At 67.1% G+C, this 25904-nt stretch carries 22 protein-coding genes and 1 tRNA gene; 15 read left to right on the top strand and 8 right to left on the bottom strand.

Annotated elements, in window-relative coordinates; genetic code table 11:
• The 7 genes from rsmB to FFS09_RS08520 form a co-directional block, all read left to right on the top strand.
• Positions 1-1318: 16S rRNA (cytosine(967)-C(5))-methyltransferase RsmB (gene rsmB / locus FFS09_RS08550; RefSeq protein ID WP_502703724.1), on the top strand; the 1318-nt coding region annotated here is incomplete at its 5' end.
• 34 nt (positions 1319-1352) lie between these two features.
• Positions 1353-2030, top strand: a complete 678-nt coding sequence (locus tag FFS09_RS08545) for a DUF4390 domain-containing protein (RefSeq protein ID WP_252374287.1) — start codon at positions 1353-1355, stop codon at positions 2028-2030.
• Between the two features lie 9 nt (positions 2031-2039).
• On the top strand, positions 2040-4331 hold the full coding sequence (locus tag FFS09_RS08540) for a sensor histidine kinase (protein WP_137918431.1): 2292 nt from the start codon (positions 2040-2042) through the stop codon (positions 4329-4331).
• A 32-nt stretch (positions 4332-4363) separates the two neighbouring features.
• Positions 4364-5059: a response regulator gene (locus FFS09_RS08535; protein WP_137918430.1), complete on the top strand. Its 696-nt coding sequence runs from the start codon at positions 4364-4366 to the stop codon at positions 5057-5059.
• 59 nt (positions 5060-5118) lie between these two features.
• Positions 5119-5194: transfer RNA gene (locus tag FFS09_RS08530), tRNA-Phe, on the top strand.
• A gap of 98 nt (positions 5195-5292) precedes the next feature.
• A complete protein-coding gene (locus FFS09_RS08525; RefSeq protein ID WP_137918429.1) occupies positions 5293-5694 on the top strand; it encodes a hypothetical protein in 402 nt (133 codons plus the stop codon).
• Between the two features lie 509 nt (positions 5695-6203).
• On the top strand, positions 6204-6776 hold the full coding sequence (locus FFS09_RS08520) for an N-acetyltransferase (RefSeq protein ID WP_137918443.1): 573 nt from the start codon (positions 6204-6206) through the stop codon (positions 6774-6776).
• An 82-nt stretch (positions 6777-6858) separates the two neighbouring features.
• Here FFS09_RS08520 and FFS09_RS08515 read toward each other — a convergent pair whose 3' ends face one another.
• Together FFS09_RS08515 and FFS09_RS08510 are read right to left on the bottom strand one after the other, a co-directional pair.
• Complete coding sequence (locus FFS09_RS08515) at positions 6859-7356, bottom strand: hypothetical protein (protein WP_137918428.1); 498 nt, start codon at positions 7354-7356, stop codon at positions 6859-6861.
• Positions 7353-9428, bottom strand: coding sequence for an ATP-dependent helicase (locus FFS09_RS08510; RefSeq protein WP_137918427.1), 2076 nt, complete (start codon positions 9426-9428; stop codon positions 7353-7355). The genes FFS09_RS08515 and FFS09_RS08510 overlap by 4 nt, the downstream gene beginning before the upstream one ends.
• Before the next feature lie 89 nt (positions 9429-9517).
• Between FFS09_RS08510 and FFS09_RS08505 the strand changes: the two genes are divergently transcribed.
• The 4 genes from FFS09_RS08505 to FFS09_RS08490 all read left to right on the top strand — a co-directional run bounded on the left by FFS09_RS08505 (position 9518) and on the right by FFS09_RS08490 (position 14095).
• Entirely contained in the window at positions 9518-10480 is a 963-nt protein-coding gene (locus FFS09_RS08505) for an AEC family transporter (protein WP_137918426.1), read from the top strand.
• A gap of 278 nt (positions 10481-10758) precedes the next feature.
• Positions 10759-11733 carry a Bug family tripartite tricarboxylate transporter substrate binding protein gene (locus FFS09_RS08500; RefSeq protein ID WP_137918425.1) on the top strand — a complete coding sequence of 325 codons (975 nt, stop codon included), beginning with the start codon at positions 10759-10761 and terminating at the stop codon, positions 11731-11733.
• Between the two features lie 41 nt (positions 11734-11774).
• Positions 11775-13028, top strand: coding sequence for an LVIVD repeat-containing protein (locus FFS09_RS08495; protein ID WP_212745074.1), 1254 nt, complete (start codon positions 11775-11777; stop codon positions 13026-13028).
• Positions 13029-13030: 2 nt separating this feature from the next.
• The gene (locus tag FFS09_RS08490; protein WP_137918424.1) at positions 13031-14095 is read left to right on the top strand and encodes a CobW family GTP-binding protein; all 1065 of its coding nucleotides are present in this window, start codon (positions 13031-13033) and stop codon (positions 14093-14095) included.
• Here FFS09_RS08490 and FFS09_RS08485 read toward each other — a convergent pair.
• Positions 14092-15057 (bottom strand): MBL fold metallo-hydrolase, encoded by a 966-nt coding sequence (locus tag FFS09_RS08485; RefSeq protein WP_354595874.1) that lies wholly within the window; start codon positions 15055-15057, stop codon positions 14092-14094. The genes FFS09_RS08490 and FFS09_RS08485 overlap by 4 nt on opposite strands.
• 142 nt (positions 15058-15199) lie before the next feature.
• Here FFS09_RS08485 and FFS09_RS08480 point away from each other — a divergent pair, with 142 nt between their 5' ends.
• Both FFS09_RS08480 and FFS09_RS08475 read left to right on the top strand, forming a co-directional pair.
• Positions 15200-15703, top strand: a complete 504-nt coding sequence (locus tag FFS09_RS08480; RefSeq protein ID WP_137918423.1) for a GAF domain-containing protein — start codon at positions 15200-15202, stop codon at positions 15701-15703.
• A complete protein-coding gene (locus FFS09_RS08475; protein WP_137918422.1) occupies positions 15700-16110 on the top strand; it encodes a hypothetical protein in 411 nt (136 codons plus the stop codon). The genes FFS09_RS08480 and FFS09_RS08475 overlap by 4 nt, the downstream gene beginning before the upstream one ends.
• An 84-nt stretch (positions 16111-16194) precedes the next feature.
• Here FFS09_RS08475 and priA read toward each other — a convergent pair whose 3' ends face one another.
• From priA to FFS09_RS08455, 4 genes are all read right to left on the bottom strand, one after another.
• Entirely contained in the window at positions 16195-18378 is a 2184-nt protein-coding gene (priA, locus tag FFS09_RS08470) for a replication restart helicase PriA (protein WP_137918421.1), read from the bottom strand.
• 378 nt (positions 18379-18756) lie between these two features.
• Entirely contained in the window at positions 18757-19860 is a 1104-nt protein-coding gene (gene hemE, locus FFS09_RS08465) for a uroporphyrinogen decarboxylase (RefSeq protein ID WP_137918420.1), read from the bottom strand.
• Positions 19861-19920: 60 nt separating this feature from the next.
• Positions 19921-20547: a thioredoxin family protein gene (locus tag FFS09_RS08460; protein ID WP_137918419.1), complete on the bottom strand. Its 627-nt coding sequence runs from the start codon at positions 20545-20547 to the stop codon at positions 19921-19923.
• A 45-nt stretch (positions 20548-20592) separates the two neighbouring features.
• Positions 20593-22794, bottom strand: a complete 2202-nt coding sequence (locus FFS09_RS08455) for a protein-disulfide reductase DsbD family protein (protein WP_137918418.1) — start codon at positions 22792-22794, stop codon at positions 20593-20595.
• Positions 22795-23022: 228 nt separating this feature from the next.
• Between FFS09_RS08455 and FFS09_RS08450 the strand changes: the two genes are divergently transcribed.
• Positions 23023-24243 carry a class I SAM-dependent methyltransferase gene (locus FFS09_RS08450; protein ID WP_137918417.1) on the top strand — a complete coding sequence of 407 codons (1221 nt, stop codon included), beginning with the start codon at positions 23023-23025 and terminating at the stop codon, positions 24241-24243.
• 39 nt (positions 24244-24282) lie between these two features.
• Here FFS09_RS08450 and FFS09_RS08445 read toward each other — a convergent pair whose 3' ends face one another.
• Positions 24283-25029 carry an alanyl-tRNA editing protein gene (locus FFS09_RS08445; protein ID WP_137918416.1) on the bottom strand — a complete coding sequence of 249 codons (747 nt, stop codon included), beginning with the start codon at positions 25027-25029 and terminating at the stop codon, positions 24283-24285.
• 36 nt (positions 25030-25065) lie between these two features.
• Between FFS09_RS08445 and FFS09_RS08440 the strand changes: the two genes are divergently transcribed.
• Positions 25066-25902: a creatininase family protein gene (locus tag FFS09_RS08440; RefSeq protein WP_137918415.1), complete on the top strand. Its 837-nt coding sequence runs from the start codon at positions 25066-25068 to the stop codon at positions 25900-25902.
• The last annotated feature ends 2 nt before the right edge of the window (positions 25903-25904 follow it).

Here is a 25904-nt window from a genome sequence, read left to right as displayed (position 1 = left end):
GGGCCCCACCCTGGCCACCCAACTGCGCCACACCGCCAGTTGCGTGCTGGCGGTCGAGCAAGGCCGTTCGCTCAGCGAAGTGCTGCCCGCGCTGCCGCCTGCGCTGCGCCCCGGCGTGCAGGCGCTGACCTTTCACGTCCTGCGCCACCTGGGCACCGCGCGCGCCCTGGTGAAGCTGCTCGCCCAACGCAAGCCCTCACCACCCGTGCAGGCCTTGTTGAACAGTGCGGTGGCGCTGTTGCTGGAGCCCGCCAACGAACAGGCGCCGCGGTACCCCGCCCACACGGTGGTGAACCAGGCGGTGGAAGCGGCCCGGCAGGACCGCCAGACCGAGCGCCAGGCCTCCTTTGTCAATGCCTGCCTGCGGCGCTTCCTGCGCGAAAGCGCCGACCTGCTCCTTGAAATCGAGGCCGATCTGGTCGCGCGCTGGAACCACCCGCTGTGGTGGATCGAGCGGTTGCAGCGCGACCACCCCGATCATTGGCAAGCCATTCTGGATGCCAACAACCAGCCGGGCCCGATGGCCTTGCGCGTGAACCGGCGCCGCGTGGACCGCGCCGCCTACCAGGAAGCCTTGCAGGCGATTGGCCTGGCGTCCACGCCCATCGGCCGTGATGGCCTGGTGATGGAAGCGCCCCAGCCGGTCGAGCGCCTGCCCGGTTTTGCCGACGGCCATTGTTCTGTGCAGGACGGCGCCGCCCAGATGGCCGCCGAGCTGTTGCTCGAGGACCGCGCCTGGACCGCCACCGACCGCGTGCTCGACGCCTGCGCCGCCCCCGGCGGCAAGACCGCGCATCTGCTCGAGCGCGCCGACCTCAACCTGCTGGCCATTGATGTCGACCCAAGCCGCTGCGAGCGCATTGAAGACACCTTGCGGCGCCTGGGCCTGCGCGCCGACGTGCGCAGCGCCGATGCGGCAAAACCCGCTGCCTGGTGGGATGGCGAACCGTTCGACGCCATCCTGCTCGACGCCCCCTGCACCGCCTCGGGCATCGTGCGCCGCCACCCGGACGTGCGCTGGTTGCGCCGCGCCAGCGACGTGGATGCGCTCGTGGCCACCCAGCGCGCCTTGCTCGAAGCGCTGTGGCCGCTGCTCAAACCCGGCGGACGTTTGTTGTACGCCACCTGCTCGGTGTTCCGGGCCGAGGGGGCCGGACAGGTCCAGGCGTTCCTTGGGCGCCACAGTGATGCGCTCCATTGGCTGTCACCAGGGCATTTGCTGCCCGGTTTGGCCGCCCCGCCAGGGCAGTTCAACGACAATCGATCGGGTGGACACGACGGTTTTTTCTATGCCCGCATCGACAAGGCCCAACCTTGATCCGACGCCCCACGCCCACCGCAGGGCCCGCGCCATGACCTGGTGGCGCGCACTCTGCGTGGCGTTGATGTGGTCATTGCTGGCCTTCTGGCCCGCCCATGCGCAGGCGCCCCAGGTGCAACAGCTGACGCTGCTGCGCACGCCCGAAGCCCTGTTCCTCTCCGCCCGCATGGAGCTGCAACCCGCCACCGAGGTAGAAGACGCCTTGTACAAGGCCGTTCCCCTCTATTTCGTGTGGCATGCCGACATTTACCGCTCCCGCTGGTACTGGGCCGACAAACGCGTGGCCAGCGCCACGCGCACGCTGCGCCTGGCCTACCAGCCGCTCACCCGGCGCTGGCGCGTGAGCTTGTCCAACGACGCCGCGGCCGGCTCGGGTGGCGCCGGTCTGCAATATGCCCTGCACCAGAACTTCGATTCGTTGAACGAAGCCTTGGCCGGGGTGGGGCGGGTCGTGCGCTGGAAGCTGGCCGATGCGAACCGGCTCGAGCCCGGCGCCGACCACGAAGTCGAATTCTCCTTCCGCCTGGATCTCTCCCTGCTGCCGCGCCCGTTCCAGATCGGCATGGGCAACCAGCCCGAATGGACCGTCGAGTCCCGGCACACGCTGCCGGTGCCCCAACGCGCCGAGCCCGACAAAACCCCGGACCCCCCAGGCGTTCACGCCGCCGAGGTCACCGGGGAGGGTCCCGCGCGTGAGCCCACACGCTGATCGGTGACCATGGCTAGCGCACACGACCGATCCGGCCAGGACCCCATCGTGATCCCGGTCCACACCACCGCGCCCAAGTCGAAACCCGCCGCCGTGCGCTGGGCCATTGGCGCCGGCCTGGTGTTCATGACCGGCGTGGGCATGGTGCTGCTGTTCCTGCTCACGCTGGCCACCAACAACCGCGCGCTCTACGAACAGAACTTCACCTGGCTCGTGGTGATCAACGTGGCCGTGGCCGCCTTCCTGCTGCTCGTCATCCTGTGGCTGGCGATGCGCCTGACCCTGCGCCTCAAACGCGGCAAGTTCGGCAGCCGGCTGCTGATCAAGCTCGCCGCCATCATTGGCCTGGTCGGCATCCTGCCCGGTCTGCTGATCTACACCGTGTCCTACCAGTTCGTCTCGCGTTCGATCGAAAGCTGGTTCGATGTGCGCGTGGAGTCCGCGCTGGCCGCGGGCCTGAACCTCGGGCGCACCACGCTCGACACGCTCGCTGCCGATCTCAGCAGCAAGACCCGCATCGCCGCCGATGGCCTCTCGCGCCTGCCCAACTCGGCGGCCGTGCTGTCCCTGGAGCGCGTGCGCGAACAACTCGGTGTGACCGACCTCGTGCTCTGGAGTGGCAGCGGCCAGGCCCTCGGCAGCTCAGGCGCTTCCCGCTTCGACATCAACCCCGAGCGCCCCACCGCCGCGCAACTGCGCAATGTCCGCAGCGCGCGCGTGGTCGCGCAGATCGAAGGGCTGGAGGAAGACAGCGGCGGCGGCGAGATCGCGGCGCAGATCGCCGCCAGCCAGCCGCGCATCAAGGTGCTGGCCTTGGTCAGCCCGCCCAGCTTCGGATTCAACGCCGAGTCGCGTTACCTGCAGGTGGTAGGGCCGTTGCCCGAAGCGCTCGTGACCGACGCCCTCGCGGTGCAGGTGGCCAACCGCGAATACCAGGAGCGTGCGCTCACCCGCGAAGGCCTGCGCCGCATGTACATCGGCACGCTCACGCTCGCGTTGTTCCTGGCCGTGTTCGGCGCGGTGCTGCTCGCCGTGCTGCTGGGCAACCAGCTGGTGCGCCCGCTGCTGGTGCTGGCCGAGGGCATGCGCGAGGTGGCGGCGGGCAACCTGTCGCCCAAAACCGCGCTGACCTCGCGCGACGAACTCGCCAGCCTCACCCGCACCTTCGCGCACATGACGCAAGACCTGGCGGACGCGCGCGCCGCCGTGCAGCAGAGCATGGAGCAGGTCGACGCCGCGCGCGACAACCTGCAAACCATCCTCGACAACCTGACCGCCGGCGTCGTCGTGCTCAGCGAGGACGGCAGCGTGCAAAGCGTGAACCCCGGTGCCGCGCGCATTCTGCACACGCCGCTCGCGCTGCACCTGGGCAAGCCCCTCGCGCTGGTGCCCGGCCTCGAGGCCTTTGCCGCTGGCGTGCTGCAGCAGTTCGAGCGCTTCCTGTCGGACCAGGCGCAACACGAAGGCGGGTATTGGCAACAGTCGTTCGAACTCAACGCCGACGGCAACACCCCCTTCGAACAAGGCATCACCCTGATCGCGCGCGGCGCGCTGCTGCCCAACAACGAACGCCTGCTGGTGTTCGACGATGTGTCCGAAATGGTCTCGGCCCAGCGCGCCAAGGCCTGGGGTGAAGTGGCGCGCCGCCTTGCGCACGAAATCAAGAACCCGCTCACGCCCATCCAGCTCTCGGCCGAGCGCCTCGCGATGAAACTCGACGGCAAGGTCCAGCCACCCGAGCAAGCCATCCTCAACAAATCGGTGCGTACCATCGTGGACCAGGTCGACGCCATGAAGCGCCTGGTCAACGAGTTCCGGGACTACGCGCGCCTACCCGCTGCACGGCTCGCCCCGACAGACCTCAACGCCGTGGTGCGCGACATCGTCGGGCTCTACGACAACGCCACGGTGCCGGTGCAACTCGATCTCGCCGACAACCTGCCCAAGGCCCAGGCCGACGTGCAGCAGGTGCGCCAGACGTTGCACAACCTGGTGCAGAACGCGCAAGACGCCATGGCCGGCATACCCGGCGCGCAGGTGGTTCTGCGCACAAGGCGCTCCGACTCCGGCCAGTGGGTGCGCCTGTCCGTGCTTGACGAAGGCCCGGGTTTTGCGGAGCACATCCTCAAGCGCGCCTTCGAGCCATACGTCACTACCAAGGTCAAAGGCACGGGCCTCGGCTTGGCGGTGGTCAAGAAAATCATGGACGAACACGGCGGTCGGGTCGACCTGAGCAACCGCTTGACCGAAGGCAAAGTGATTGGCGCCCAAGTGTCGCTATCATTCGCAGTTGCTAATTGACAACACGTTCCGAGAGAGAAGCATTCCGCGCCATGGCAACTATTCTGGTCGTAGACGATGAACTGGGGATTCGGGACTTGCTCTCCGAGATCCTCAACGACGAAGGCCACACGGTCGAGCTCGCTGAAAACGCCGCGCAGGCACGCGCCGTGCGCGCCCAGTTGCGCCCCGACCTCGTGTTGCTCGACATCTGGATGCCCGACACCGACGGTGTGACCCTGCTCAAGGAGTGGGCCAGCGGCGGACTGCTGTCGATGCCTGTGATCATGATGAGCGGCCACGCCACGATCGACACGGCGGTGGAAGCCACGCGCATCGGTGCCGCTGCCTTCCTGGAAAAGCCCATCACCATGGCCAAGCTGCTCAAGGCGGTGGACCAGGGGCTCAACAAGACGCCCGCCAAGACCCATCAAACCGCGCCGACCTTGCTGCGCGTGGGGAGTGCGTTGTCGACCGAACTCACGGTTGAACACGCCATGACCGGCGGTGTGCTGCCCGAGCCGGTGATCGACCTGGGCCCGCAGAACCTGCAGTCGTTCAATCTCGAGGGCCCGCTGCGCGAAGCGCGCGACGAATTCGAGAAGGCGTACTTCGAATACCACCTTGCCAAGGAGTCGGGTTCCATGACCCGCGTGGCCGAAAAGACGGGCCTTGAGCGCACCCATCTGTACCGCAAACTCAAGCAACTCGGCGTGGATCTGGCGCGCAGCAAACGCAACGCAGTCTGAGCGACGGTGTCCCGAAAAGTGGGGCGTTGGAAGCTGCTACAATCTCGCTTCTCTCAAACGGCCCGGTAGCTCAGTTGGTAGAGCAGCGGATTGAAAATCCGCGTGTCGGTGGTTCGATTCCGCCCCAGGCCACCAAGTTTCGCAAAAGCCCATCCATCGCGATGGGCTTTTTCGTTTCCAGGCTTGCCATTCCACGCGAATGACGCGAAGCCCCAATCCTTTCTGGAGGTCCCATGGCTATTGAGAATATGGCGTTCTCGCTCGACACCGAGCGGTTGAAACCGTTCACCCAAGGTCTCGTGACCCGCACGATGGCTCACGTGGCCGAGGAGGCCCGGCTGGATGGCGAGAGCCTGAAGGATGCCGTGGAGCGGTACGAGATCGACTACGCCTGGCACGTGCTGGGGTGCGAGCGCACGCGGGAAGCGGCGCTGTTGCTGCTGGAAGCGCGGCTCGGGCGCCCGGTGGATGACGCGCAACGCGCGTGGGTGCGTGGCATGTTGGAAGCGGCGGCCGTCGATCAGCCCTCCGATGCGCTGATGAGCTTCGACAACGATGTGCCGGAGCAGTTGTGCAGCCTGTGGATCTCGGGGTTCGGCAACAAGCAGATGAGTTCGGTGGCGAACGCCGCCTGAGGACACCGGCGGGACGGGCCTCCCGCCTGCGTCCACCGCAATACCGCACCCCTCGCGTGCGACATTCATGCGCCGCTACCATCCCCGCGTTGACAACCAACCGGGCGATGTGTTTCTTTCATGCAAGGTGTGCCATTCAGGATGAACCCGCGCCATCGACATGATGGTGCCGGGCTGCGCGCGCCCGTTCATACCGATGGTCACCAGCCGCCCCGCCATGCCCACGGGCTCCTGGCCGCACATTCGTTTTGCGTTGACCTGAGCGTGACAGGTCAACGCAGCCGGCGCACCGGGTTCCGCGCCTAGCCGCGACGACCCGCACCCACCACCTTCTCCACGCACCTGCCGCCAGGCCTTGCGGTGGTCCGTTCGTCGACGCGGGCATCACCGAGGCCTTTTCACGCCCGCCCTGCGGGCATGTGTTCGCTCGTCTGGAGCCGCCCGTGGTTCTCACCCTTGCTTCCTCGCCTCCCTTGTCTTTCGCGGCGCCCGCGTGGCTGCGCCGCTGGATGGAGTTGCGCATCGATGTCGAGCGCCCCAGCCAGCCGATGGAGGACGCGTTCGGTTCGATCTACGACCGCCTCCACCAGGCGGGAGACCGCCTGCATGGCATTCCCACCATTCCGTTGAACGACCCGGACCTGGTCATGCGCTACCGCGAAGCGGACGGCGAGTTCTATGTGTATGTGGAAGATGTGCGCCACCGCCGACTGGCGGGCTACACGGTGTTCAACCGGCTCATCGAAGTGGGACGCAGGGCCGACCGTCACGTGCGCGCCCCCCATTCCAGCTTTGGCGAGGCTTACCAGCGGCGCGGCCTCGCCAGTGCCATCTACCGCTGGGCGCTGAGCGCGGGCCTGTGTTTCGTCAGCGGTGCGCGCCAGTCACCGGGCGCGCATGCGCTGTGGCACTCGCTGGCGCGCGAGCACGAACTGGGCTGCGTTCGGCTGTGTGACAAGACACTGACCTACCTGGGGCCCGAGGTGCCGCCCGATGTCATGGACGACTTGCACACGCGCATGCTGTTGCTCGGGAAAGGCTGGACGTTGGCGCAATTCGCCGAGGCGACGGGCATGCGCTGACGAAAGGCGTCACCGCCGACCTGGACGCCCCACACGTGGGGCACGCAGCGAGTACCCGTGATCGCATCGATGGTCCGGTGGCTCACCGCCAGCCCGGGGCTTTCTTCAGCACGAAGTTCATCACCGCGTCGTTGGACACACGGCCTTCGGCCGGGCGGCGAATACCGCGCAGCTCCTGGCCACACAGACCGGGTGTCACGTTGCCTTCCCAGACCGCGTCCATCGTCACGCCATCGGCCGATTCGTCCAGATTGAACTCGTCGCCATTGGAGACGTCGCCGGACACGAGGGCCTGGCGATCGTTGCCGGGCGCGCTGCGCTTCAGGTTGCCCCGCACGCTGCCCGGGTGTTCTGGATGCCGTTCGAACAGCACCGCGCCGCTGGACGCCGGTTGTGCCTCGTGGCCACCTTCCACCGGCCACAGTTTGAGTTGCCACAGACCGTAAAGCTGGGTGACGCTCATCTCGTCGGCCGGTGAACACCCCGGCGCAGGCGGTGTCTGCGCACTGGCGTGCGGCGCGCCCAGGCACAACGCGAGTGCGGCCAGTGACGGGACGAGGGCTTGAAGGGGCGTTTTCATGGCGCGGTTTTCTCTGCGGCGGCCTTTTGATCGGTGGCGCGCTGGGCAAACTCCGCGCGCAGCGCACGCAGTTTCTCGCGCGGATCTTCCTTCACGGTGTTCTGGTCCAGCGCCATCTCCTTGATGAAGCGGCTGGCAATGCCGGGCACGCTTTCGCGGCCCTTTTTGCGGCGCTTGAGCCAGCTCACCGCCAGCGTGCGCTGCGCGCGCGTGATGCCCACGTACATCAGGCGGCGCTCTTCCTGCAGGCGCTGCGCCATGTCCTCGGCTTGCGCATCGCTCTGGCCGGGCTCCTCGTCCATCTTGAACGGCAACAGGCCTTCGTTCACGCCGACCAGCATCACGTGCGGCCACTCCAGGCCCTTGGAGGCGTGCAGCGTGGACAGCGTCACCATGTTCTCGTCCTTCTCGCGTTCGCTCAAGGTCGAGATGAGGGCGATGGTTTGCACCACCTCGAGCAAGGTCTTGCGTTCGCTCATGGTCTGCACACCGTCCTCCTCTTCGAGCTTGCCGCCGCAGCGCCCGGCCACCCAGTCGCAGAAGTCCATCACGTTGGTCCAGCGCGCGGCCGCAACCTTCTCGTTGTCTTCGCTGTCGTACAGGTGCTTCTCGTAGGCGATGTCCTTCATCCAGTCGGTGAGGAACGTGCGCGCCGCCTCGTGGCCGACGGTGTGGCGTGCGCGGTATTCCAGGTCGTTCACCGCGCGGCCGAACTCGTGCAGCGTGGCCACGGCGCGCGCGGGCAGGGCGGTGCTCAGCGAGTTGGCGAACAAGGCCTCGAACAGGCTGATCTTGTATTGCGTGGCAAAAGCGCCGAGCGCCTGCAGCGTGGTGTGGCCGATGCCGCGTTTGGGCGTGGTGGCCGAGCGCAGGAAGGCGGGGTCGTCGTTGTTGTTGACCAGCAGGCGCAGCCAGGCGCAGAGGTCGCGGATCTCGGCCTTGTCGAAGAAGCTCTGACCGCCCGAGACCTTGTAGGGAATTTGCGCGCGGCGCAGCGATTGTTCGAACGGGCGCGCCATGTGGTTGGCGCGGTAGAGGATGGCGAAGTCGCGCCATTCCTTGTGCGTCGAACTCGCGCGCAGGCTCTGGATGCGCGCTACCGCGCGCTCGGCTTCGTGCTCTTCGTTGTCGGCGTCGACCACGCGCACCGGCTCGCCTTCGCCGAGGTCGCTCCACAGCGTCTTCGGAAACAGCTTGGGGTTGGGCCCGATCACGTTGTTGGCCGCCCGCAGGATCGCGCTGGTGGAGCGGTAGTTCTGCTCCAGCTTGATGACTTTGAGTTCGGGGAAGTCCTGCGGCAGCTTCTTCAGGTTGTCCAGCGTGGCGCCGCGCCAGCCGTAGATGGACTGGTCGTCGTCGCCCACGGCGGTGAAGCGCGCGCGCTCGCCCACCAGCAGCTTGAGCAGTTCGTACTGCGTGGCGTTGGTGTCCTGGTACTCGTCCACCAGCACATGGCCCATCTTCTTTTGCCAGCGCAGGCGCACGTCTTCGTGATCCTTCAACAGCTTGAGCGGCAGGCTGATGAGGTCGTCGAAGTCGACGCTCTGGTACGCGGTGAGGCGCTCTTCGTAGCGCGCCATGATGGTCGCCGTCACGCGCTCGTTCTCGTCTTTCGCTTGCGCCAGCGCCTGCGCCGAATTCAGGCCCGCGCTCTTCAAGGCGCTGATGGCCCATTGCCAGCCGCGCGCGGTGTTCGTGTCGGAGGTGCCGCCGCAATCCTTGAGCAGGCTGGTGATGTCGTCGGTGTCGAGGATGGAGAACTGCTTCTTCAGGCCCAGCACCTCGCCGTCGTCGCGCAGCAGGCGCACGCCGAGTGCGTGGAAGGTGCAGATCAGCACCTTCTTCGCGTCGCGCCCCACGAGCTGGGCCGCGCGCTCGCGCATTTCGGCGGCGGCCTTGTTGGTGAAGGTGATGGCCGCGATGCGATCGGCCGCGAGGCCGGCCTGGATGAGGCGGCCGATCTTGTGCGTGATCACACGCGTCTTGCCCGACCCCGCGCCCGCGAGCACCAGGCAGGGCCCGCCCAGGTGGTTCACGGCGTCGAGTTGGGCAATGTTCAGGCCGTGGGACATGGGGGCGGAAAGGCTTCGGGCGAAAGCGTTGAATCATACCGGCAGGGGGTCTTGGGCAGACCCGTGCGCCGCCTGACACAATCGCCCCCGTGCTCACCATCCTCCTGGTCACCTTCCCGTTTTTCGCGCTCGTGCTGGCCGGGTATGTGGCCGCGCGCCGGCGCATGCTGCCGCTGGACGCGATCCCGGGGCTCAACGGTTTTGTGCTGTTCTTCGCGCTGCCCTGCATGCTCTACCGCTTCGGCTCGACCACGCCGATCGCGCAACTGCTCGACTTCCGGGTGGCCGGCCTGTATCTGTTGTGTGGGCTGGTGGTGGTGGGCGCCACCATCGCCCTCACGCTGAACACGCGCATTCGCTGGAACGACGCATCCCTGGGCGCGCTGGTGGCCGCGTTTCCCAACTCGGGCTTCATGGGCGTGCCGCTCATCGTGGCCTTGCTCGGCGCGTCGGCGGCGGGCACGGTCATCCTCACCATGGTGGTGGACATGGTGGTCACGAGCTCGCTGTGCATCGCGCTCTCGCGGCTGGACGGCGCGCAGGGCAGCGGCCGCTCGGCCGTGTTCGATGCGGCGCGCAAGGCGCTGCGGGGCGTGCTCGCCAATCCCATGCCATGGGCCATCGTGCTGGGCGGCGTGGCCTCGGCCTGGGCGTTCCGCTTGCCCAAGCCGGTGGAGCAGACCGTGTGGCTGCTGGCCGATGCGGCCTCGCCGGTGGCGCTGTTCACCATCGGCGCGGTGCTGGCGCGCGCGCAGATGACGGCCAACCACCCGATGCCCCTGTCGGACTATGTGCCCGCCGCGCTGATGAAGCTGTTCGTGCACCCGTTGCTGGTGCTCGCGGTGGGCTGGCTCGCCCTGCGCGTGGGCATGCCGCTGTCGCCTGCCGCGCTGACCGTGATGGTGCTGGTGGCCGCGTTGCCCAGCGCGAGCAACGTCTCGCTGCTGGCCGAACGCTTTGGGGCGGACAACGGGCGCATTGCCCGCATCATCCTGCTGACCACCGCAGCCGCGTTCCTGACGTTCTCGGGCGCGGTGGCGCTGCTCACCTAGCGTTTCAAGGCCGCTGCTCCCGCAGCAGGATGGTGGTCGCGGGCAGGCCGCTATCGATATCAAGTTGATATGGCAGCGGGGGAATTCAGTATTGGACGCTCCTGTTCCGCCTTCCTAGAATTCCTCGCAAGCAGCTTGAAGAGCTTCTACCCAGAGCAAATCGCTATGGGTGGTGAGATCCCGGGCCTCACCTGAACGGCCATGGGGTCATCCAATTGCCCGCTTCGCCCTGTCCAGAGATTCGACCCGCGAATACATCAAAAAACCAGGAGACAACGATGAACAGACGAACAGGCATGAAATGTGCGGCGGCCACGGTATTGGCCATGGCCTCTTTCTTTGCGGCCGCAGACAACTACCCGAGCAAGCCGATACGCTTGCTCGTCCCTGCCGCCCCCGGCGGCGCTGCAGACTTCCTCGCGCGCATCGTGGGGCCCAAGCTGTCCGAGGCCATGGGGCAGAGCGTCGTCATCGACAACCGCGCGGGCGCCTCCGGCACGATCGCGGCCGACATGACGGCCAAGGCACCTGGCGACGGCTATACCGTGTTGATTGGCCAATCGACGAGCATGGCGGTGGCCCCGCACATGTACGAGAGGCTGCCGTACGACACGCTGAAAGACCTGAAGCCGGTGACGTTGGTGGCCGAGCTGCCCAACATCATCGTGATCAATCCGAAGCTGGCTGCCAAGGACATTCGCGAGCTGGTCGCGCTGGCGAAAGCGACGGGCACGGGCCTGAACTATGGGTCGGCCGGGCGGGGCGCCCCCAGCCACCTCGCTGGCGAACTGTTTGAACAGGCCACCGGCGCAAAGCTGGTGCATGTTCCCTACAAAGGGGCGGGGCCGGCCGCGAACGCATTGATCTCCGGCGAGATCGACATGATGTTCGCGCCCTTGGTGGCGGTGTTGCCGCAGATCAAGGCGGGCCGCATGCGCGCCATCGCCGTGACCTCGGTGGTGCGATCGCCCGCCATGCCGGAACTGCCCACTGTTGCCGAGTCCGGCTTCAAGGGCTACGCGATCAATTCCTGGTTCGGCCTGTTCGTGCCGGCCAGCACACCGGACGCCATCGTCGACACACTCTACAAAGAGACCGCAAAGCTGCTGAAGCAGCCGGCCATCATCGAGCGCCTCGCCAAAGAAGGTGCGGAGCCCTCCGGAAGCTCGCCAGCCGACTTCAGCAAGTTCGTCCGCGTCGAGTACGAGCGGTTCGGGAAGCTGGTCAAGGAACGCGACATCAAGTCGGAATGAGATCCGCGCAGACAACCAAGCCCACCGAGAAACAACCCCAGATGAAAATTTCAGACTTTGCCGCGGGACGCGCACGTTCAGACCAGCACATGGCGCACAACATGCGCCTGCTGGCTCACCACGAGATGAATGGATTTGGTGGCATGGGCGAAGGCATCGCCATGCAACTGACGAACGACGGACGTCGAATCCTGTGGATGGCCCATGAAGCGGCCCCCAAGGACTTCACCGCCGTCGATGTGACGGACCCGCGGAATCTGAAGGTGGTCGTGCAGACAGAGCTGCCGCATATGAAGATGCGCTCGAACTCGCTGGACGTGGCAGGCAACACCTTGGTCGTGGCCCGGCAGACGAAAGAAGTCAACATGCAGCCGGCCGGCATCGACATCTTCGACATCACGGTTCCCGAGAAGCCGGTGCTCGTCTCGCACTTCGACTGTTCCGGGCCGTATTCCCGAGGCGTCCATGCGGTGTGGTTTGTGGACGGCAAGACGGTGCACATGGCATCGGGTGCGCACGACTTCCAGCCCCACAACCCCAAGGACGATCAGATCTACAGAATCATCGACGTGTCCGACCCGAGCCACCCGAGCGAGAAGGGCCGCTGGTGGTATCCCGGAACGCGCGTGGGGGACACGCAACCTCAGCCACAGCGCCTGCCCGCCCAGTTCGACACCGGTTTTCGGGCGCACAACACCAACGTGTTTCCAGACAAACCCGATCGGGCCTACGTGGGCTACATCGATGGCGGGGCGATTGTTCTCGACATTTCCAACCCGGCCGACATTCAGATGGTGTCGCACTGGAACCACTCGCCACCCTTCAACGGCTTCACGCACACGGTGCTCCCGCTGTTCAGCCGAGGGCTTTGGGTGGTGAGCGATGAATGCGTGCAACCGGACGGCAACGATTGGCCCAAACTGGTCTGGATGGTCGATGCCCGCTCGGACGCCAACCCCGTGCCCATCGGGACGTTCCCTCAGCCACCCTATGACACCTTCGCGAAGCGAGGCGGGCGGTTCGGCGCACACAACCTGCACGAGAACATGCCCGTGCCGACATCGTTCAGGTCCGATCACTTGATCATCGGCACCTTCTTCAACGCGGGGGTGCGGGTGTACGACACGAGCAATCCGTACCAGGTGGAAGAGGTCGCGTACTTCGTTCCCGCGACCCCGGCCCTCGCGCCGTCTGGTGCCATCCAGTTGAACGACGTGTATGTGGACGATCGGAAATATGTGTACACGATGGACCGCACCGGCGGCGGACTCTACGTGCTCGAGATGACCGTCTAGCCATGGAGCGAGACACGGTTGCCAGCAAAATTCCGGTGACATTGATCACCGGCTTCCTGGGGGCCGGGAAGACCACGTTGATCAGCCACTTGCTGCGGCACCCGGACATGGATCGCGTGGCGGTCGTGATCAATGAACTCGGCGAGGTGGGCATTGACGACGATCTGGTTCGGATGTCGAGCGAGAACGTCAGCCTTCTGGAGAACGGCTGTCTTTGCTGCGCCGTGAGGACCGACCTTCAGGAAACGCTGCGGGAGCTTTTTGGTGACATGCGCGCCGGAAGAATCCCGGACTTTGACCGCGTTATCGTGGAGACGACGGGCATGGCGGACCCCGGGCCGGTCATACAAACGCTCGCGAACGACTCCATGCTCGGCGCCAGATACCGGCTTGATGGTGTGGTGACACTGGTCGACACGGTCAACGCGCCAGATCAACTCGAGGCGCACACGGAGGCCACGCAACAAGTGGCGCTGGCCGATCGCATCCTGCTGACAAAAACCGACCTTGCTGACGCGGCTTCGGTGCAGTTCGTGCGCAACCTCCTGCGGGAGATCAACCCACGCACGGACATCGTTGAATGCCACAACGGCATGGTGCACCCGCAAGAACTCAAAGGGCTGGGTCTCGACAGTGCGCGTGCAGGGCCGCAGACTCTGCACTTTTTGGGGGAGCTGGCGGACGGTGCGCCTCGCGCCGACGAGACCGACTACCTGGGAAGCCGTCTAACGGGGCGTCACACGCGCGGCGTGAAGTCGTTCGTGCTTCGATTCGACCGCGCGTTTTCCTGGAGCTCGTTCACGTCGGCGATGGAACTGCTGGTGGGGCTTCGCGGGAAGGACATGCTGCGGGTCAAGGGGATTGTGAACGTGGAGGGAGCCCCGGTCGTCGTGCAAGGGGTGGGACACGTTTTTCATCCTCCCGTCAGGTTGGACCGCTGGCCGAGCGCCGACACCCACTCGCGCATGGTCTTCATCACGCGCAACATCGAGAAAGCCCACGTCACCACTCTTTTCGAATCGGTGCGTCTGCTGAGCGCCGATGCGTCGGGCGTGCAGAGTCCCTAAGGTTTCTTCAACGCCTCCTGCTCCAGCAGCAGGTAGGTGTTGTACGCATTCATGCGGTTGGCGGGACCGAACATGGGGACGGCCGAGAAGACGGACCAATCGGTCTTGTCATAGGCTTCGTCGAACGGCACGAAATCGCTCACCGCGTCGCCCATGGTTTTGCGCAGGTGCTTGAGGTAGTCGCGCGTCATGCCGATGTCCTTCTTGGGCTGGGTGGATGCCGCGCCGTGGCCCGGCACCACCGCGCGCGCATCGAAGGTCAGCAAGCGGTCCAGCGACTCGATCCACTGCCGGCTGTTGGCCTGGCCCACGAAGGGCAGGCGGCCGTTGAAGAACAGGTCGCCGGCGAACAGCACTTTCTCGGATGACACGAACACGGCGATGTCTTCCGGCGTGTGTGACGGCCCGACCGGCACGAGCTCGAACACCACGCCGCCTACCTTGATCGAGGTCGGGCCGTCGATCCAGACATCGGCCGGCACGATGCGTGTGTCCGCGTCGATCCACGGCGCGAGGTCGGTGCGCGAGGCTTCCAGGCGCAGGCGCGCGGTGTCGGACTGGATGTATTCGCGCGACGCGCCGTGCGCAATGATCTGCGCGCCGAGCTGCTTGAAGTGCTGCAGGCCGTAGATGTGGTCCGCGTGGTAGTGCGTCAGGATCACGTGCGTCACCGGCTTGTCCGTCAGCTGGCGGATCGCCTGCGTGAGCCGCTCGGCCAGGCGCGGCGAGCCCAGCGCGTCGATCACCACCACACCGGCGGGCGTGATCACGAACCCCGCGTTGCTGATGAAGTTCTGGTTCTTCGGTGAACCCAGTTGCGTGAGGCCTTCCACGTAATGGCTGTGCGGACCCACGGCCTGCGCGCGCATGGCCGGGCCGGCATCCGGGGCTTGGGCCAGCGCGGTGGCGGCGAGGGCGATCAGGGGCGCGAACAGGCAGCGGCCAAGGGCGGATCGGGGCACAGGTGTCTCCAGTGAAAGTCGTGTTCGACCTTATATCGTAGTTTGCTTATATTTGCGCGGGCCTTGGGCAGGACTCAATATTTTTCGATAGCAACCGATGTAGTAGCGACGCCAATATATTGCTATCTTGGCAGGAGCATCCATGATCAAAGCACCGCTGCCCCACAACGAAGCGAAGCGCCTGCGGGCGCTGCGCGACCTCGTGATCCTCGACACGCCGCCCGAAGAGCGCTTCGACCGCATCTCGGCCTTCGCGGCCAAGGAGTTCAACGTGCCCATCGCGCTGGTGTCGCTGGTGGACCAGGACCGGCAGTGGTTCAAGTCGTCCTTCGGCATGGAAGACATGCACGAGACGCCGCGCGACATTTCCTTCTGCGGTCACGCCGTGGCCATGGCCAGGACGCTGGTGGTGCCCGACGCGCTGATGGACCCGCGATTTGCCGACAACCCGATGGTGGTGGGCCAGCCCTACATCCGTTTTTACGCTGGGGCTTTGCTGCGTCTGCCGTACGGCCAGGTCGTGGGCACGCTGTGCATCATGGACCGCCGCCCCCGCGAGTTCGACCGTCTCGACGAGGCGATCCTCAACGGCCTGCGCGATCTGGTGGTGGAAGAACTGTTCCGCCGTGAGGAGGCGGTTTCATGAGCGCCGCGCTGGCTTCGCGCCCGCAGGTGCTGCTGATCGAGCCCGACGGGCTGGTGCGCGGTTCCGTGTCCTCGATCTGCCGCGAGTTGCAACTGGTGCGTCTGCAGCAGACGACCAGCATCGTGCTGGGCGAACGCTGGATGAAGACCAACGCCGACCAGGGCTTGCTGATGTCGCTGGCCGAAGGCCCGGTGGCGCTGGACCTCCTGGCCCGCGTGCGCGAAGGCAAGTACCGCTGCGCACCCGACATTCCGGTCGCCGTGATGGCGGCGACCTGCGACGCCGCGCTGGCCAGGCGCCTGAAGGAACTGGACGTGCGCCGCCTGCTGCTGCAGCCGTTTCGCTTGCGCGACGTGGTGCACACGCTGGAACAGCTGTGGCCTGTGCAGGAAGAACTCGCGGCGTAAGCAAAGACAGCAACGTTTCCGGCTTTGCCGGTTCCAGGTGTTGCCCCCTCGAAGGGGAGGCGCGATGCGCCGCGGGGGTGTTTTCTAGATCACCAGCGGGTCCACATCCACCGCAAAGCGCACCAGCCCACGCGCCTCGGGCAGGCTGCGGCAGGCCAGCAGCACCGGTTGCCAGGCGTTGAGGAAGCGCTGCAGCGCGCCGCGCGAGACCGCTTCCACCAGCAGCTGCGCGCGCTCCACATTGGCCACGCGCTGGATCGTGAGCGGCACGGCGGGGTAGAGCGTGATCTCGTCGCGGTGTGGCAGGCCATCGGCGGCCTGCGCGGCGGCGTTCAGGTAGGCCTGCGCGGCCTGCTGGGTGCGTGCGTCGGCGCGCAACAAGGCCTGGTGACCGTAGGGCGGCATGCCCGCACCCTCGCGCTCCGCGAGCTGCTGCGCGGCGAAGGCGGGGAAGTCGTGTTGGCGCAGCGCGGCGAACAGCGGGTGCGTGGGCGTCCAGGTCTGCACCCAGAGTTCGCTCGCGCTGCCTTGTTCGGTGACGAAGGCGGCGTCGCGCCCGGCCCGGCCACCGGCCTGCATCAGCAGCGCGAACAGGCGCTCGGGCGCGCGGTAGTCGCTGGCGAACAGGCCCGAGTCGGCGTTGATGCCGGCCACCAGCGTGATGCGGCGGAAATCGTGGCCCTTGGCGATCATCTGCGTGCCGACCAGCACGTCCACCTCGCCGCTGTGCATGGTGGCGAGCTGCTGTTCCAGGCTGCCCTTGAGGCGGGTCGAGTCGGCGTCCATGCGCGCCACGCGCGCCGGCCCGCCGTCGGGGCGTTTCACGTCGACCAGCAGGCTGGCGAGGTGCTCTTCCAGTTGTTCGGTGCCGCGGCCCACGGGCGCGATGTCCAGGTTGCCGCACTCCGGGCAGGCGCGCGGCACGCGCTCGGTGAAGCCGCAGTGGTGGCAGCGCAGCGTGCGGTCGAGCTTGTGGAACACGCGAAAGGCGCTGCAATGCGGGCAGGCGCTCTTCCAGCCGCAGTCGTGGCACGCCAGCACCGGGGCGTAGCCGCGCCGGTTGAGCAACACCATGCACTGCTCTCCGCGCGCGATGCGCTCGGCCATGGCCGCGACCAGCGGCGGCGCGAGCACCGCGCCTTTGGGCTGGTGGTTCATGTCGACCAGGCGCAGGCGCGGCAAGGCGCCGCCGCCAATGCGCGCGGGCATCGACAGGCGCAGGTAGCGGCCCTGGTCCGCTGCGTGCCAGGTTTCCAGCGAGGGCGTGGCCGAACCCAATACGACGCGGCAGCGAGGTGCGCCCACGCCCTCGCCGTCCGGGAGAGGGTCGGGGAGAGCGCCCGCCCGGAGCAACGCCGCTTGCGCCACCAGCGCCTCCGTCTCCACCTTCGCCCGGTACACCGCCAGATCGCGTGCCGAATACCGCGCCCCTTCCTGGCTCTTGTAGCTCGGGTCGTGTTCCTCATCCACCACGATCAGCCGCAACCCCGGCAAACTCGCCAGCACCGCCATGCGCGTGCCCAGCACGATGCGCGCCTGGCCGGTGTGCGCCGCGAGCCAACCCGCCAGGCGCTGCGCGGGCGTCATGCCGCTGTGCAGGCACACCAGCGCGCCCGCGCCAAACAGCGGCTCGAAGCGCTCGCGAAAGCGCGCCTCCAGCTGCGGCGTGAGGTTGATCTCGGGCACCATCACCAGCACCTGCGCCTCGGTGTGCGCCTGCAGCACGTGCTGGGTGGCTTGCAGGTAGACCTCGGTCTTGCCGCTGCCGGTGGCGCCGTACAGCAGCACCGGGGTCTGTGCCGCTTCGAGCGCGCGCAAGGCCTCGTGCTGCTCGTCGCTCAGGTCGTGGCCCAAGGCCGTGGTGTCGACCGGCGCGGCTTTGGCGGCCTGCTGTTTCTGCTGCTTCTTCAGCCGGCGCGCCAGTTGCACCGCGTCCAGGTCGCGCAGCTGGGGCGGCAGCGCGGCCAGCGCCACCTCGCCCAGGCCGCGCTGGTAGTACTGCGCCGCGAAACGCACCAGTTGCCGCCAGCGCGCATTCAGGGGGGGCAGGCCGTCGAGCACGCCCGCCACTGTTTTGGTCTGCGCTTCGGTCAGGCCTTGGGGTGGTTCGGTGGGGCAGTCCCACACCACGCCCAAGACCTCTCGCGCACCCAGCGGCACCCGCACCAGTGTGCCCGACGCGAGCAACAACTCACTTCGGTAGGTGAGGGTCGCACCCACCCCGCTGTGGGCCGGGGTGGCCACGACGACGCTGGGCCAGAAAGCCATGTTTAGCGCCCAATCCTCAGCTGGACTGTCGGAAATCGCGCTAAGTCGTTGATTTGACGGGGCATCGGAACATATCCAGACTTTCTGTGGATAACTTTGTTGATAGTTTGCTCCGGCGGGGTCGGAAGCCTTGCAAATCAAGGGTTTGCTTAAACTGCCTGCTAAAAAAGCACAAACCAAAATCCATATGAATCAACAACTTACGGCGTTGATGGTGGAATCATCCGGCTTTGGTCTGAAGCGCACCCAATGGCGCACCGCAACACAAGATTTGTGCATAAGTAAGCCGTGTCAAGTGACTTTTTATGCGAATTTTGTGCTATGGCCCCTGCCGTCGACCGCGCCGAGGGCCGCATCTGCTGCAAAAAAAGGAGCGTTTCAGGCCGCCGCACGCAGCCGGCGGGAATGCGAATGCACCGCATCCACGAGCACCGACACGTGTTCGGGCGGCGTGAACTGGCTGATGCCGTGGCCCAGATTGAAGATGTGGGTCGGTCCCACGCCGGGGCCTTGGTGCGGCGCACCAAAACTCTCGAGCACGGCGGCCACCTCGGCCTCGATGCGCTCGGGCGGCGCGAACAGCACGTTGGGGTCGATGTTGCCCTGCAGCGCCTTGCCGTTCGGGCCTTCGCCCACCAGGGCGCGCGCGCGAGCAAGGTTCACCGTCCAGTCCAGGCCGAGCGCGTGGCAGTCCAGGGTCCTCATGTCGTCGAGCCACAGGCCGCCGCCCTTGGTGAAGACGATGCGCGGAATGGTCACGCCTTCGTGCTCGCGCTTGAGCTGCGCCAGCACGCGCCGGGTGTAGGCCAGGCTGAAGTCCTGGAACTTGCCGTCGGCGAGCACGCCGCCCCAGCTGTCGAACACCATCACGGCCTGCGCGCCGGCGTCGATCTGAGCGTTCAGGTAGGCGGCCACGGCGTCGGCGTTGATCGCCAGGATGCGGTGCATCAGGTCGGGCCGCGCGTACATCAGCGACTTCACGGCGCGGTAGTCGTCGCTGCCGCCGCCTTCGACCATGTAGCAGGCCAACGTCCAGGGGCTGCCCGAGAAGCCGATCAGCGGCACGCGGCCGTTGAGCGCCTTGCGGATCGAGGTGACTGCGTTGAACACGTAGCGCAGCTTCTCCATGTCGGGCACGGCGAGCTTCTCCACGTCGGACTCGGTGCGCACGGTCTTGGCGAATTTCGGACCTTCACCGATGGCGAACGACAGGCCCAGGCCCATGGCATCGGGCACGGTGAGGATGTCGCTGAACAGAATGGCCGCGTCCAGCGCATAGCGCTCCAGCGGCTGCAGCGTCACCTCGGTCGCGTAGTCGGTGTTGGTCGCCAGCCCCATGAAACTGCCGGCTTGCGCGCGCGTGGCCCGGTACTCGGGCAAGTAGCGGCCGGCCTGGCGCATGAGCCAGACGGGCGTGTGGTCGGTGGCTTGGCGCAGGCAGGCGCGCAGAAAAGTGTCGTTCTGCAGGGGGGCAAAGGGCATGTCGGTCTCGGGACGGGGGAGGGGGTATCGAGGGGATTATCCCGCGCCCCCGCGAGACGCTCAGGCCGAGCCGTTCTTGTACTTGATGCTGCAGCCGTAGGCGCGGCTGGTGGGTACGGAAATGGCTTTACCGGCGCGCAGTTCGGTCAGGCCCTGGCGCACGTAGTTGGTGGCTTTCGGAATGTCGTCCACCCGCGCCGACGCAATGCTGTCGATGCCACCGGCGTACACCAGCACGCCTTGCGCGTTCACGACGTACATGTGCGGCGTCACGCGCGCCGCGTAGGCCTCGCCGACCTTGCCGTCTTCGTCCATCAGTGTGGCCGTGGGGCTGGCGCCCCTGTCGGTCATCCAGCGGCCGAGCTGGGGCGGGGTCTGGTAGTCGGCGCTGTCGTCGCGCGTGGAGTTGATCGCCAGCCACACCACGCCCTGGCCGGTCGCTTCCTTCTGCAGGGCCTGCATGTTGCCCTGGTAGTGCTTGCGCACGAAGGGGCAGCCCGGGTTGTTCCACTCCAGCACCACGGTCTTGCCCTTGAAGTCCGAGAGCCTGACCGGTTTGCCCGTCGTGTCCGACAGCGTGAAGTCGGGCGCGGGCTGGCCCACGCCGACCGCGGCGAACGCGGGCGTGACCAGCATGGTGCCGAAGGGCGAGAAGACGGCAAGAGCGAGCAGGGGACGGCGTTGCATGGTGGAACTCCTGTGGGCAATGACTCGATGCGGACGCTGAACGGGTTACAAGCCCGCCAGCGCGTCACGAACCTCTTCGACACTCAGCACTTCGGACAGCAGGCGGATCGGCTGTCCGTTCTGGTAGATCGCGTACACCGGCACGCCGTTGCGGCCGAGTTGCGCCAGCGCGGCGGTCACGGCGGGGTCGCGGCGGGTCCAGTCGGCGCGCAGCAGCGCCACCTTCTTTTTGGCCAGGTCTTGCAGCACGGTGGCATCGGCCAGCGTGGTGCGCTTGTTGTACTGGCAGGTCACGCACCAGGCGGCGGTGAAGTCGACGAACACGGGCCGGCCCTGCGCCACGAGATCGGCCTGGACTTGCGGGCTCCAGACCTGCCAGATCAGACCGGGCACCGTGGTGGCCACCGCCTGGCCGGGCGTGTCGGTCTGCAGGCGGAGCACGTTCGGGCCGATGGCCCAGCCCAGCCAGAGCAGGCCGGCCAGCGAGGCCGTGGCGAGCACCCGCCGGCTCTTGCCTTGCAGGCCGAGCGACCACACGAGCAGCGCCAGCACCACCAGCAGCATGAGCAGCGCGGCCGTGCCGTCGATGCCGCTTTGTTGCCCCAGCACCCAAAGCAGCCAGACCACGGTGGCGAACATCGGGAAGGCCATGAAGCGGCGGAAGGTGTCCATCCACGCGCCGGGGCGCGGCAGGGCGCGCGCCACCGCCGGCACCCAGCTGGCCACGAGGTAAGGCAGCGCCATGCCCAGGCCGAGGGTGGCGAACACCGCCAGCGCTTCCGTGGACGGCAGGCCCACGGCCAGGCCGAGCGAGGCGCCCATGAACGGCGCGGTGCAGGGCGATGCGATGGCCGTGGCCAGCACGCCGGTCAGGAAGGCGTCGGCCGTGGGGCTCTTGGCCTGCAGGTTGGCCAGGCCGCTGGGCAGCACACGGCCGAACTCGAACAGGCCGGCGAGGTTCAGGCCGATCAGCGTGAACAGCACCGCCAACGCGGCCACCACGGCCGGGCTCTGCAGTTGAAAGCCCCAGCCCAGTTGCTCGCCGGCCGCGCGCAGCGCCAGCAGCAGCGCGCCCAAGGCGACGAAGGACAGCACCACGCCCGCGGCGTAGGCGAGGCCGTTGGCGCGCAGGCCGCGGCGGTCGTCGGCGTGTTTCGCGAAGGCGGTCACCTTGATCGCCAGCACCGGGAACACGCAGGGCATGAGATTGAGGATCAGGCCGCCGAGCAGCGCTCCGAGCAAGGCCGCGCCCAGTGTGAGCGGGGTGGCGCCGGTCTTGTCGCTCGCGGCACTGGCGGCGTTCTCGGCGAGCGCGGTCTGCAGTGCTTCGGGCACGGCCGCGGGCAGCGGCGCGGCAGCGGGCCAGTCGCCTTGCACCGGCGCCTCGATGCGCACGCCGGTGGTGCCTGCGCCCTGGCCCGGGGGGGCGGCCCGGGCCACCACCAGCGCGAACTGGGTCGGGCTGTCGGTGCGGTGCGGCGAGAGCGGCACCTCGGCGCTCCAGCGCTCGCCGGCCCAGGATTGTTTCCAGGCCGCGCCCGGCTCGATCACGCCGGGCAGCTCCGGGAAGAACTCCAGTGTCTGGTCGCGCCAGGTCTTGGGCAGCCCGGCCAGCGACACCTTCAACACACCCGGGGCGGGCTCGATGCGGCTGTCCAGCGCGGCCTGGGCGGTCGGCGCGGCTTTGAAGCTGGCGTCGAACGCCGCGCCGTGCAGGGCGGTGGAGCCCTGCACCGGGATGCGCAGCGCGAAGCGGCCTTCTTCCGGAATGCACTCCTTGCGGCAGACCAGCCAGCTGGCGTCGAGCTGGACATCGATGTGGCTGGCGGTGAAGCCCGGCGCCACCGTCAGCGGCACCGGCAGCACCACCGTGCCGTCGTAGCCGTAGTTGGCCAGGTTGCCGATCGGGAACTTGCGCGGCGTTGGCCAGCCGATGGGGCCGGCGGTCACGCCGGGCGGCAGCGTCCAGCGCAGTTCGGTGGGCAGGCCGGAGTCGCCTGAGTTCTTCCAGTAGGTGTGCCACTCGGGGGCGTGGGTGATCTGCAGCCCGACCCAGACCGGCTGGCCCGGGCCCGCGCCTTCGGGCGCATGGGCCAGCAGTTCGGCGCGCGCCTGGTCGCTTTGCACCACGGTGGCCGACACGGGCGCCCCCCCCAGCAAGCCCTGGGCTTGCAAGGAGAAGGGTGCCAAAGCCAGCAGCAAAGCGCCAAAGGCGTGGCGAACCGAGGGAACAGCGAAGAGAGGCATGGGGGAAATGGAGGGGAACATCGGGAGGGCGGCGACCCGCCCGGGACACGGTAAGAGCCGCGCGGGCCGGCCCAAGTTCCTGGGCCTGGGCGCTCAAATATATCGGTGAGGCCGGTTTGTCTGTGCGCGAGCGCGCGGAGCCCGCATTTCACCAGGGCTTCACAGGGCTTTCATGTTTAGGTACAACCGAGAATTCGATGGGTGGTTGACCAGCATGGAGGGTAGTGCATGGGATCGATCGTTGAAAAGGCCTTGCTGCCTTGGGCACAAAGGGTCAAGTCGCGGGTGAACCTGCCGGTTCGCCTGAGTTGGGGCGAGCGTGGGTCTTCCTCGCTGTCCCTGGGCGAGTTCGAGGCGCCGCAGGTGGAGATCCGGGTGCGCGACACCTCGGCCCTGCCGCTGCTGATCGACCCGGGGCTGGACACCCTGGGCCAGGCCTATGTGGAGGGCCTGATCGACGTGGACGGCTCGATGAAGGACATCCTGGCCGTGGCGCACCGCCTGGCCGAGACCGCCCAGCCCGAGGCTGGCGTGCTCGGGCGCCTGCGCCGCCGCTTTGGCCACACGCGCGAGAGCGACAGCAAGGCCATCCAGTACCACTACGACGTGTCGAACGAGTTCTACGCCCAGTGGCTGGACGAGCGCATGGTCTATTCCTGCGGCTACTTCGAGAACGGCGACGAGACGCTGGACGAGGCGCAGGTCAAGAAGATCGACCACATCCTGACCAAGATCCAGCTCCAGCCGGGCCAGCGCCTGCTCGATATCGGCTGCGGCTGGGGGGCGCTGGTGTTGCGCGCGGCGCAGAAGTTTGGCGCGCAATGCGTGGGCGTGACGCTGTCGAAGAACCAGCACGAGCTGGCGCGCGAGCGCGTGAAGGCCGCGGGGCTGGAAGACCGCATCGACATCCGCCTGCAGGACTACCGCGACGTGAAGGACGGGCCGTTCGACCGCATCACCAGCGTGGGCATGTTCGAACACGTCGGGCTGAACCACCTGACCGCGTATTTCGGGCACATCCGTTCGCTGCTCAAACCCGACGGCTGGGCCATGAACCACGGCATCACCAGCACCGATGCGAACGATGGCGAGACCCGCCACGGCGGCGGTGCCTTCATCGACAAATACGTGTTCCCGCAGGGCGAGCTGCCGCACATCGGCACCGTGCTGCGCACCATGCAGGAAGGCGGTCTGGAAGCGTTCGACGTCGAGAGCCTGCGCCGCCACTACATGCGCACGACGCAACTGTGGAGTGAGGCCTTCGAGGCGCGCACGGCGCAGATCAAGCCGCTGGTGGACGAGAAGAAGTGGCGCATCTGGCGCGTCTACCTGGCCGGCTGCGCCTGGGCCTTCGAGCATGACGAGGTGTCGATCTACCAGGTGATCTGCCGCGCGGCGGGCCAGCCTGCGCATCAGCTGCCGTGGTCGCGGCGCTGGATCTACAAGTAGGTGATACCCGACGCGCCGCTGCAACGCGGCGCGCTACGGCTACTCGGCGAACCCCAGCACCACCCGCCGGGTGGTGGCCGACTTCTTCTCGATCTTCGTGACGACCACACGGCCAATCTCGGCCGTGTTGGCCACGTGCGTGCCGCCGCAGGGTTGCAGGTCGATCAGCGTGGTCCCGTCGCCGATGCGGATGGTGCGCACCGTGCCGCTGCCGCGCGGCGGTGCCACGCTCATGCTTTTCACCAGCGCCGGATTCGCGTCGAGTTCGGCGTCGGTGATCGCGCCCACGGTCAGCGGGTGCGATGCGGCCACCAGACGCGCCAGGCCTTCCGTGAGGGCGTCCTTGTCGAGCGGGTCGGTCATGTGCAGGTCCATGCGCGCGTAGTCCGGCGTGATCGAGCAGCCGTTCACAGGCACGGGCACGAGGTGGCACAGCAGGTGGGTGGCGGTGTGAAAACGCATCAGCCGGTGGCGGCGCGCCCAGTCGATGTGCGCGGTGACCGGTGCCCCCGCCGCGAGGTGCGCCAGCCTTGCTTCCTGCCCGGGCGCGGGCACATGCACGATGGCCGCGGTCGGGCGGCCTTCGGCGTCCTTGCCCTTGCGCGTGTCGGCAATGGCGATGGTGCTGCCATCGGCCAGTTGCAGTGTGCCGGCATCGCCCGCCTGGCCGCCGCCCAGCGGGTAGAACACGGTGCGGTCGAGCACGATGCCGTGTTCGTCGATGGCGGTCACGGTGGCGCTGCAGGTTTGCCGGTAGGCGTCCTGGCGGAAGAGATCGTGGGTCATGGTGTCGATCTTACGGTCGAGGCTTAAGATGCGCGCATGCCCGCGCCCACCCGCTTCTGGTCCGAACTTTCCACCGCCGATTTCGCCGCGCTGAACCTCGCGCGCGCCATCGCCGTGCTGCCCGTGGCCGCGACCGAGCAGCATGGTCCGCACCTGCCGCTGTCGGTCGACACCGACATCGTCAACGGCGTGGTGCAGGCGGCGCTGCCGCACATCGCGGCCGACTTGCCCGCGCTCTTCCTGCCCACGCAGGCGGTGGGTTTCAGCCCCGAGCACACGCGCTTTGCCGGCACGCTCACGCTCAAGGTCGAAACGCTCGTGCGCGTGTGGACCGAACTGGCCGAGTGCGTGGCGGCCAGTGGTGTGAAGAAGCTGGTGCTGTTCAATGCGCACGGTGGCCAGGTGGGCGCGCTCGACCTGGTGGCGCGCGACCTGCGCGCGCGACTGGGCATGCTGGTCTACAGCGTGAACTGGTTCCACCTGCCGCTGCACGATCAGAACGGGCAGGACGTGAACGCGCTGTTCAGCGCCGAGGAACACCGCTTCGGCATCCACGCCGGCGAGATCGAAACCTCGCTGATGCTCGCCATCGCGCCCGAGCGCGTGCGCATGCAACAGGCCGAGTACTTCCGCTCCTCCTCGCAGGAGCGCGCGCGCGAATTTCCCATCCTGGGCAACGGCAAGAGCGCCAAGCTGGCGTGGCAGATGCAGGACTACAACGCCACGGGCGCGGTGGGCAATGCGGGGGCCGCCAGCGCCGCGAAGGGCCGCGCCGTGCTCGACGCGGCTGGCCGCGCGCTGGCGCAACTGCTGTCCGAGATCGATCGCCTGCCGCCCGACACCCTGAGCGACCGCACGGCCTACTCGCGCTGAGG

Origin of the sequence: Hydrogenophaga sp. 2FB (assembly GCF_005503365.1) — a bacterium.
GTDB lineage: Bacteria > Pseudomonadota > Gammaproteobacteria > Burkholderiales > Burkholderiaceae_C > Hydrogenophaga.
The sequence above is the reverse complement of the archived record's forward strand: the minus strand, read 5'-3'. Positions and strand labels throughout refer to the sequence as shown.

Excerpts from the sequence above, each read along its gene's own strand:
- FFS09_RS08520 (WP_137918443.1), top strand. The coding sequence starts at position 6,204 with ATGGAGTTGCGCATCGATGTCGAGCGCCCCAGCCAGCCGATGGAGGAC.
- FFS09_RS08455 (WP_137918418.1), bottom strand. The coding sequence starts at position 22,794 with ATGCCTCTCTTCGCTGTTCCCTCGGTTCGCCACGCCTTTGGCGCTTTG.
- FFS09_RS08545 (WP_252374287.1), top strand. The coding sequence starts at position 1,353 with ATGACCTGGTGGCGCGCACTCTGCGTGGCGTTGATGTGGTCATTGCTG.
- FFS09_RS08445 (WP_137918416.1), bottom strand. The coding sequence starts at position 25,029 with ATGACCCACGATCTCTTCCGCCAGGACGCCTACCGGCAAACCTGCAGC.
- FFS09_RS08540 (WP_137918431.1), top strand. The coding sequence starts at position 2,040 with ATGGCTAGCGCACACGACCGATCCGGCCAGGACCCCATCGTGATCCCG.
- FFS09_RS08510 (WP_137918427.1), bottom strand. The coding sequence starts at position 9,428 with ATGTCCCACGGCCTGAACATTGCCCAACTCGACGCCGTGAACCACCTG.
- FFS09_RS08440 (WP_137918415.1), top strand. The coding sequence starts at position 25,066 with ATGCCCGCGCCCACCCGCTTCTGGTCCGAACTTTCCACCGCCGATTTC.
- priA (WP_137918421.1), bottom strand. The coding sequence starts at position 18,378 with ATGGCTTTCTGGCCCAGCGTCGTCGTGGCCACCCCGGCCCACAGCGGG.
- hemE (WP_137918420.1), bottom strand. The coding sequence starts at position 19,860 with ATGCCCTTTGCCCCCCTGCAGAACGACACTTTTCTGCGCGCCTGCCTG.
- FFS09_RS08525 (WP_137918429.1), top strand. The coding sequence starts at position 5,293 with ATGGCTATTGAGAATATGGCGTTCTCGCTCGACACCGAGCGGTTGAAA.
- FFS09_RS08460 (WP_137918419.1), bottom strand. The coding sequence starts at position 20,547 with ATGCAACGCCGTCCCCTGCTCGCTCTTGCCGTCTTCTCGCCCTTCGGC.
- FFS09_RS08495 (WP_212745074.1), top strand. The coding sequence starts at position 11,775 with ATGAAAATTTCAGACTTTGCCGCGGGACGCGCACGTTCAGACCAGCAC.
- FFS09_RS08490 (WP_137918424.1), top strand. The coding sequence starts at position 13,031 with ATGGAGCGAGACACGGTTGCCAGCAAAATTCCGGTGACATTGATCACC.
- FFS09_RS08515 (WP_137918428.1), bottom strand. The coding sequence starts at position 7,356 with ATGAAAACGCCCCTTCAAGCCCTCGTCCCGTCACTGGCCGCACTCGCG.
- FFS09_RS08475 (WP_137918422.1), top strand. The coding sequence starts at position 15,700 with ATGAGCGCCGCGCTGGCTTCGCGCCCGCAGGTGCTGCTGATCGAGCCC.
- FFS09_RS08450 (WP_137918417.1), top strand. The coding sequence starts at position 23,023 with ATGGGATCGATCGTTGAAAAGGCCTTGCTGCCTTGGGCACAAAGGGTC.
- FFS09_RS08535 (WP_137918430.1), top strand. The coding sequence starts at position 4,364 with ATGGCAACTATTCTGGTCGTAGACGATGAACTGGGGATTCGGGACTTG.
- FFS09_RS08480 (WP_137918423.1), top strand. The coding sequence starts at position 15,200 with ATGATCAAAGCACCGCTGCCCCACAACGAAGCGAAGCGCCTGCGGGCG.
- FFS09_RS08500 (WP_137918425.1), top strand. The coding sequence starts at position 10,759 with ATGAACAGACGAACAGGCATGAAATGTGCGGCGGCCACGGTATTGGCC.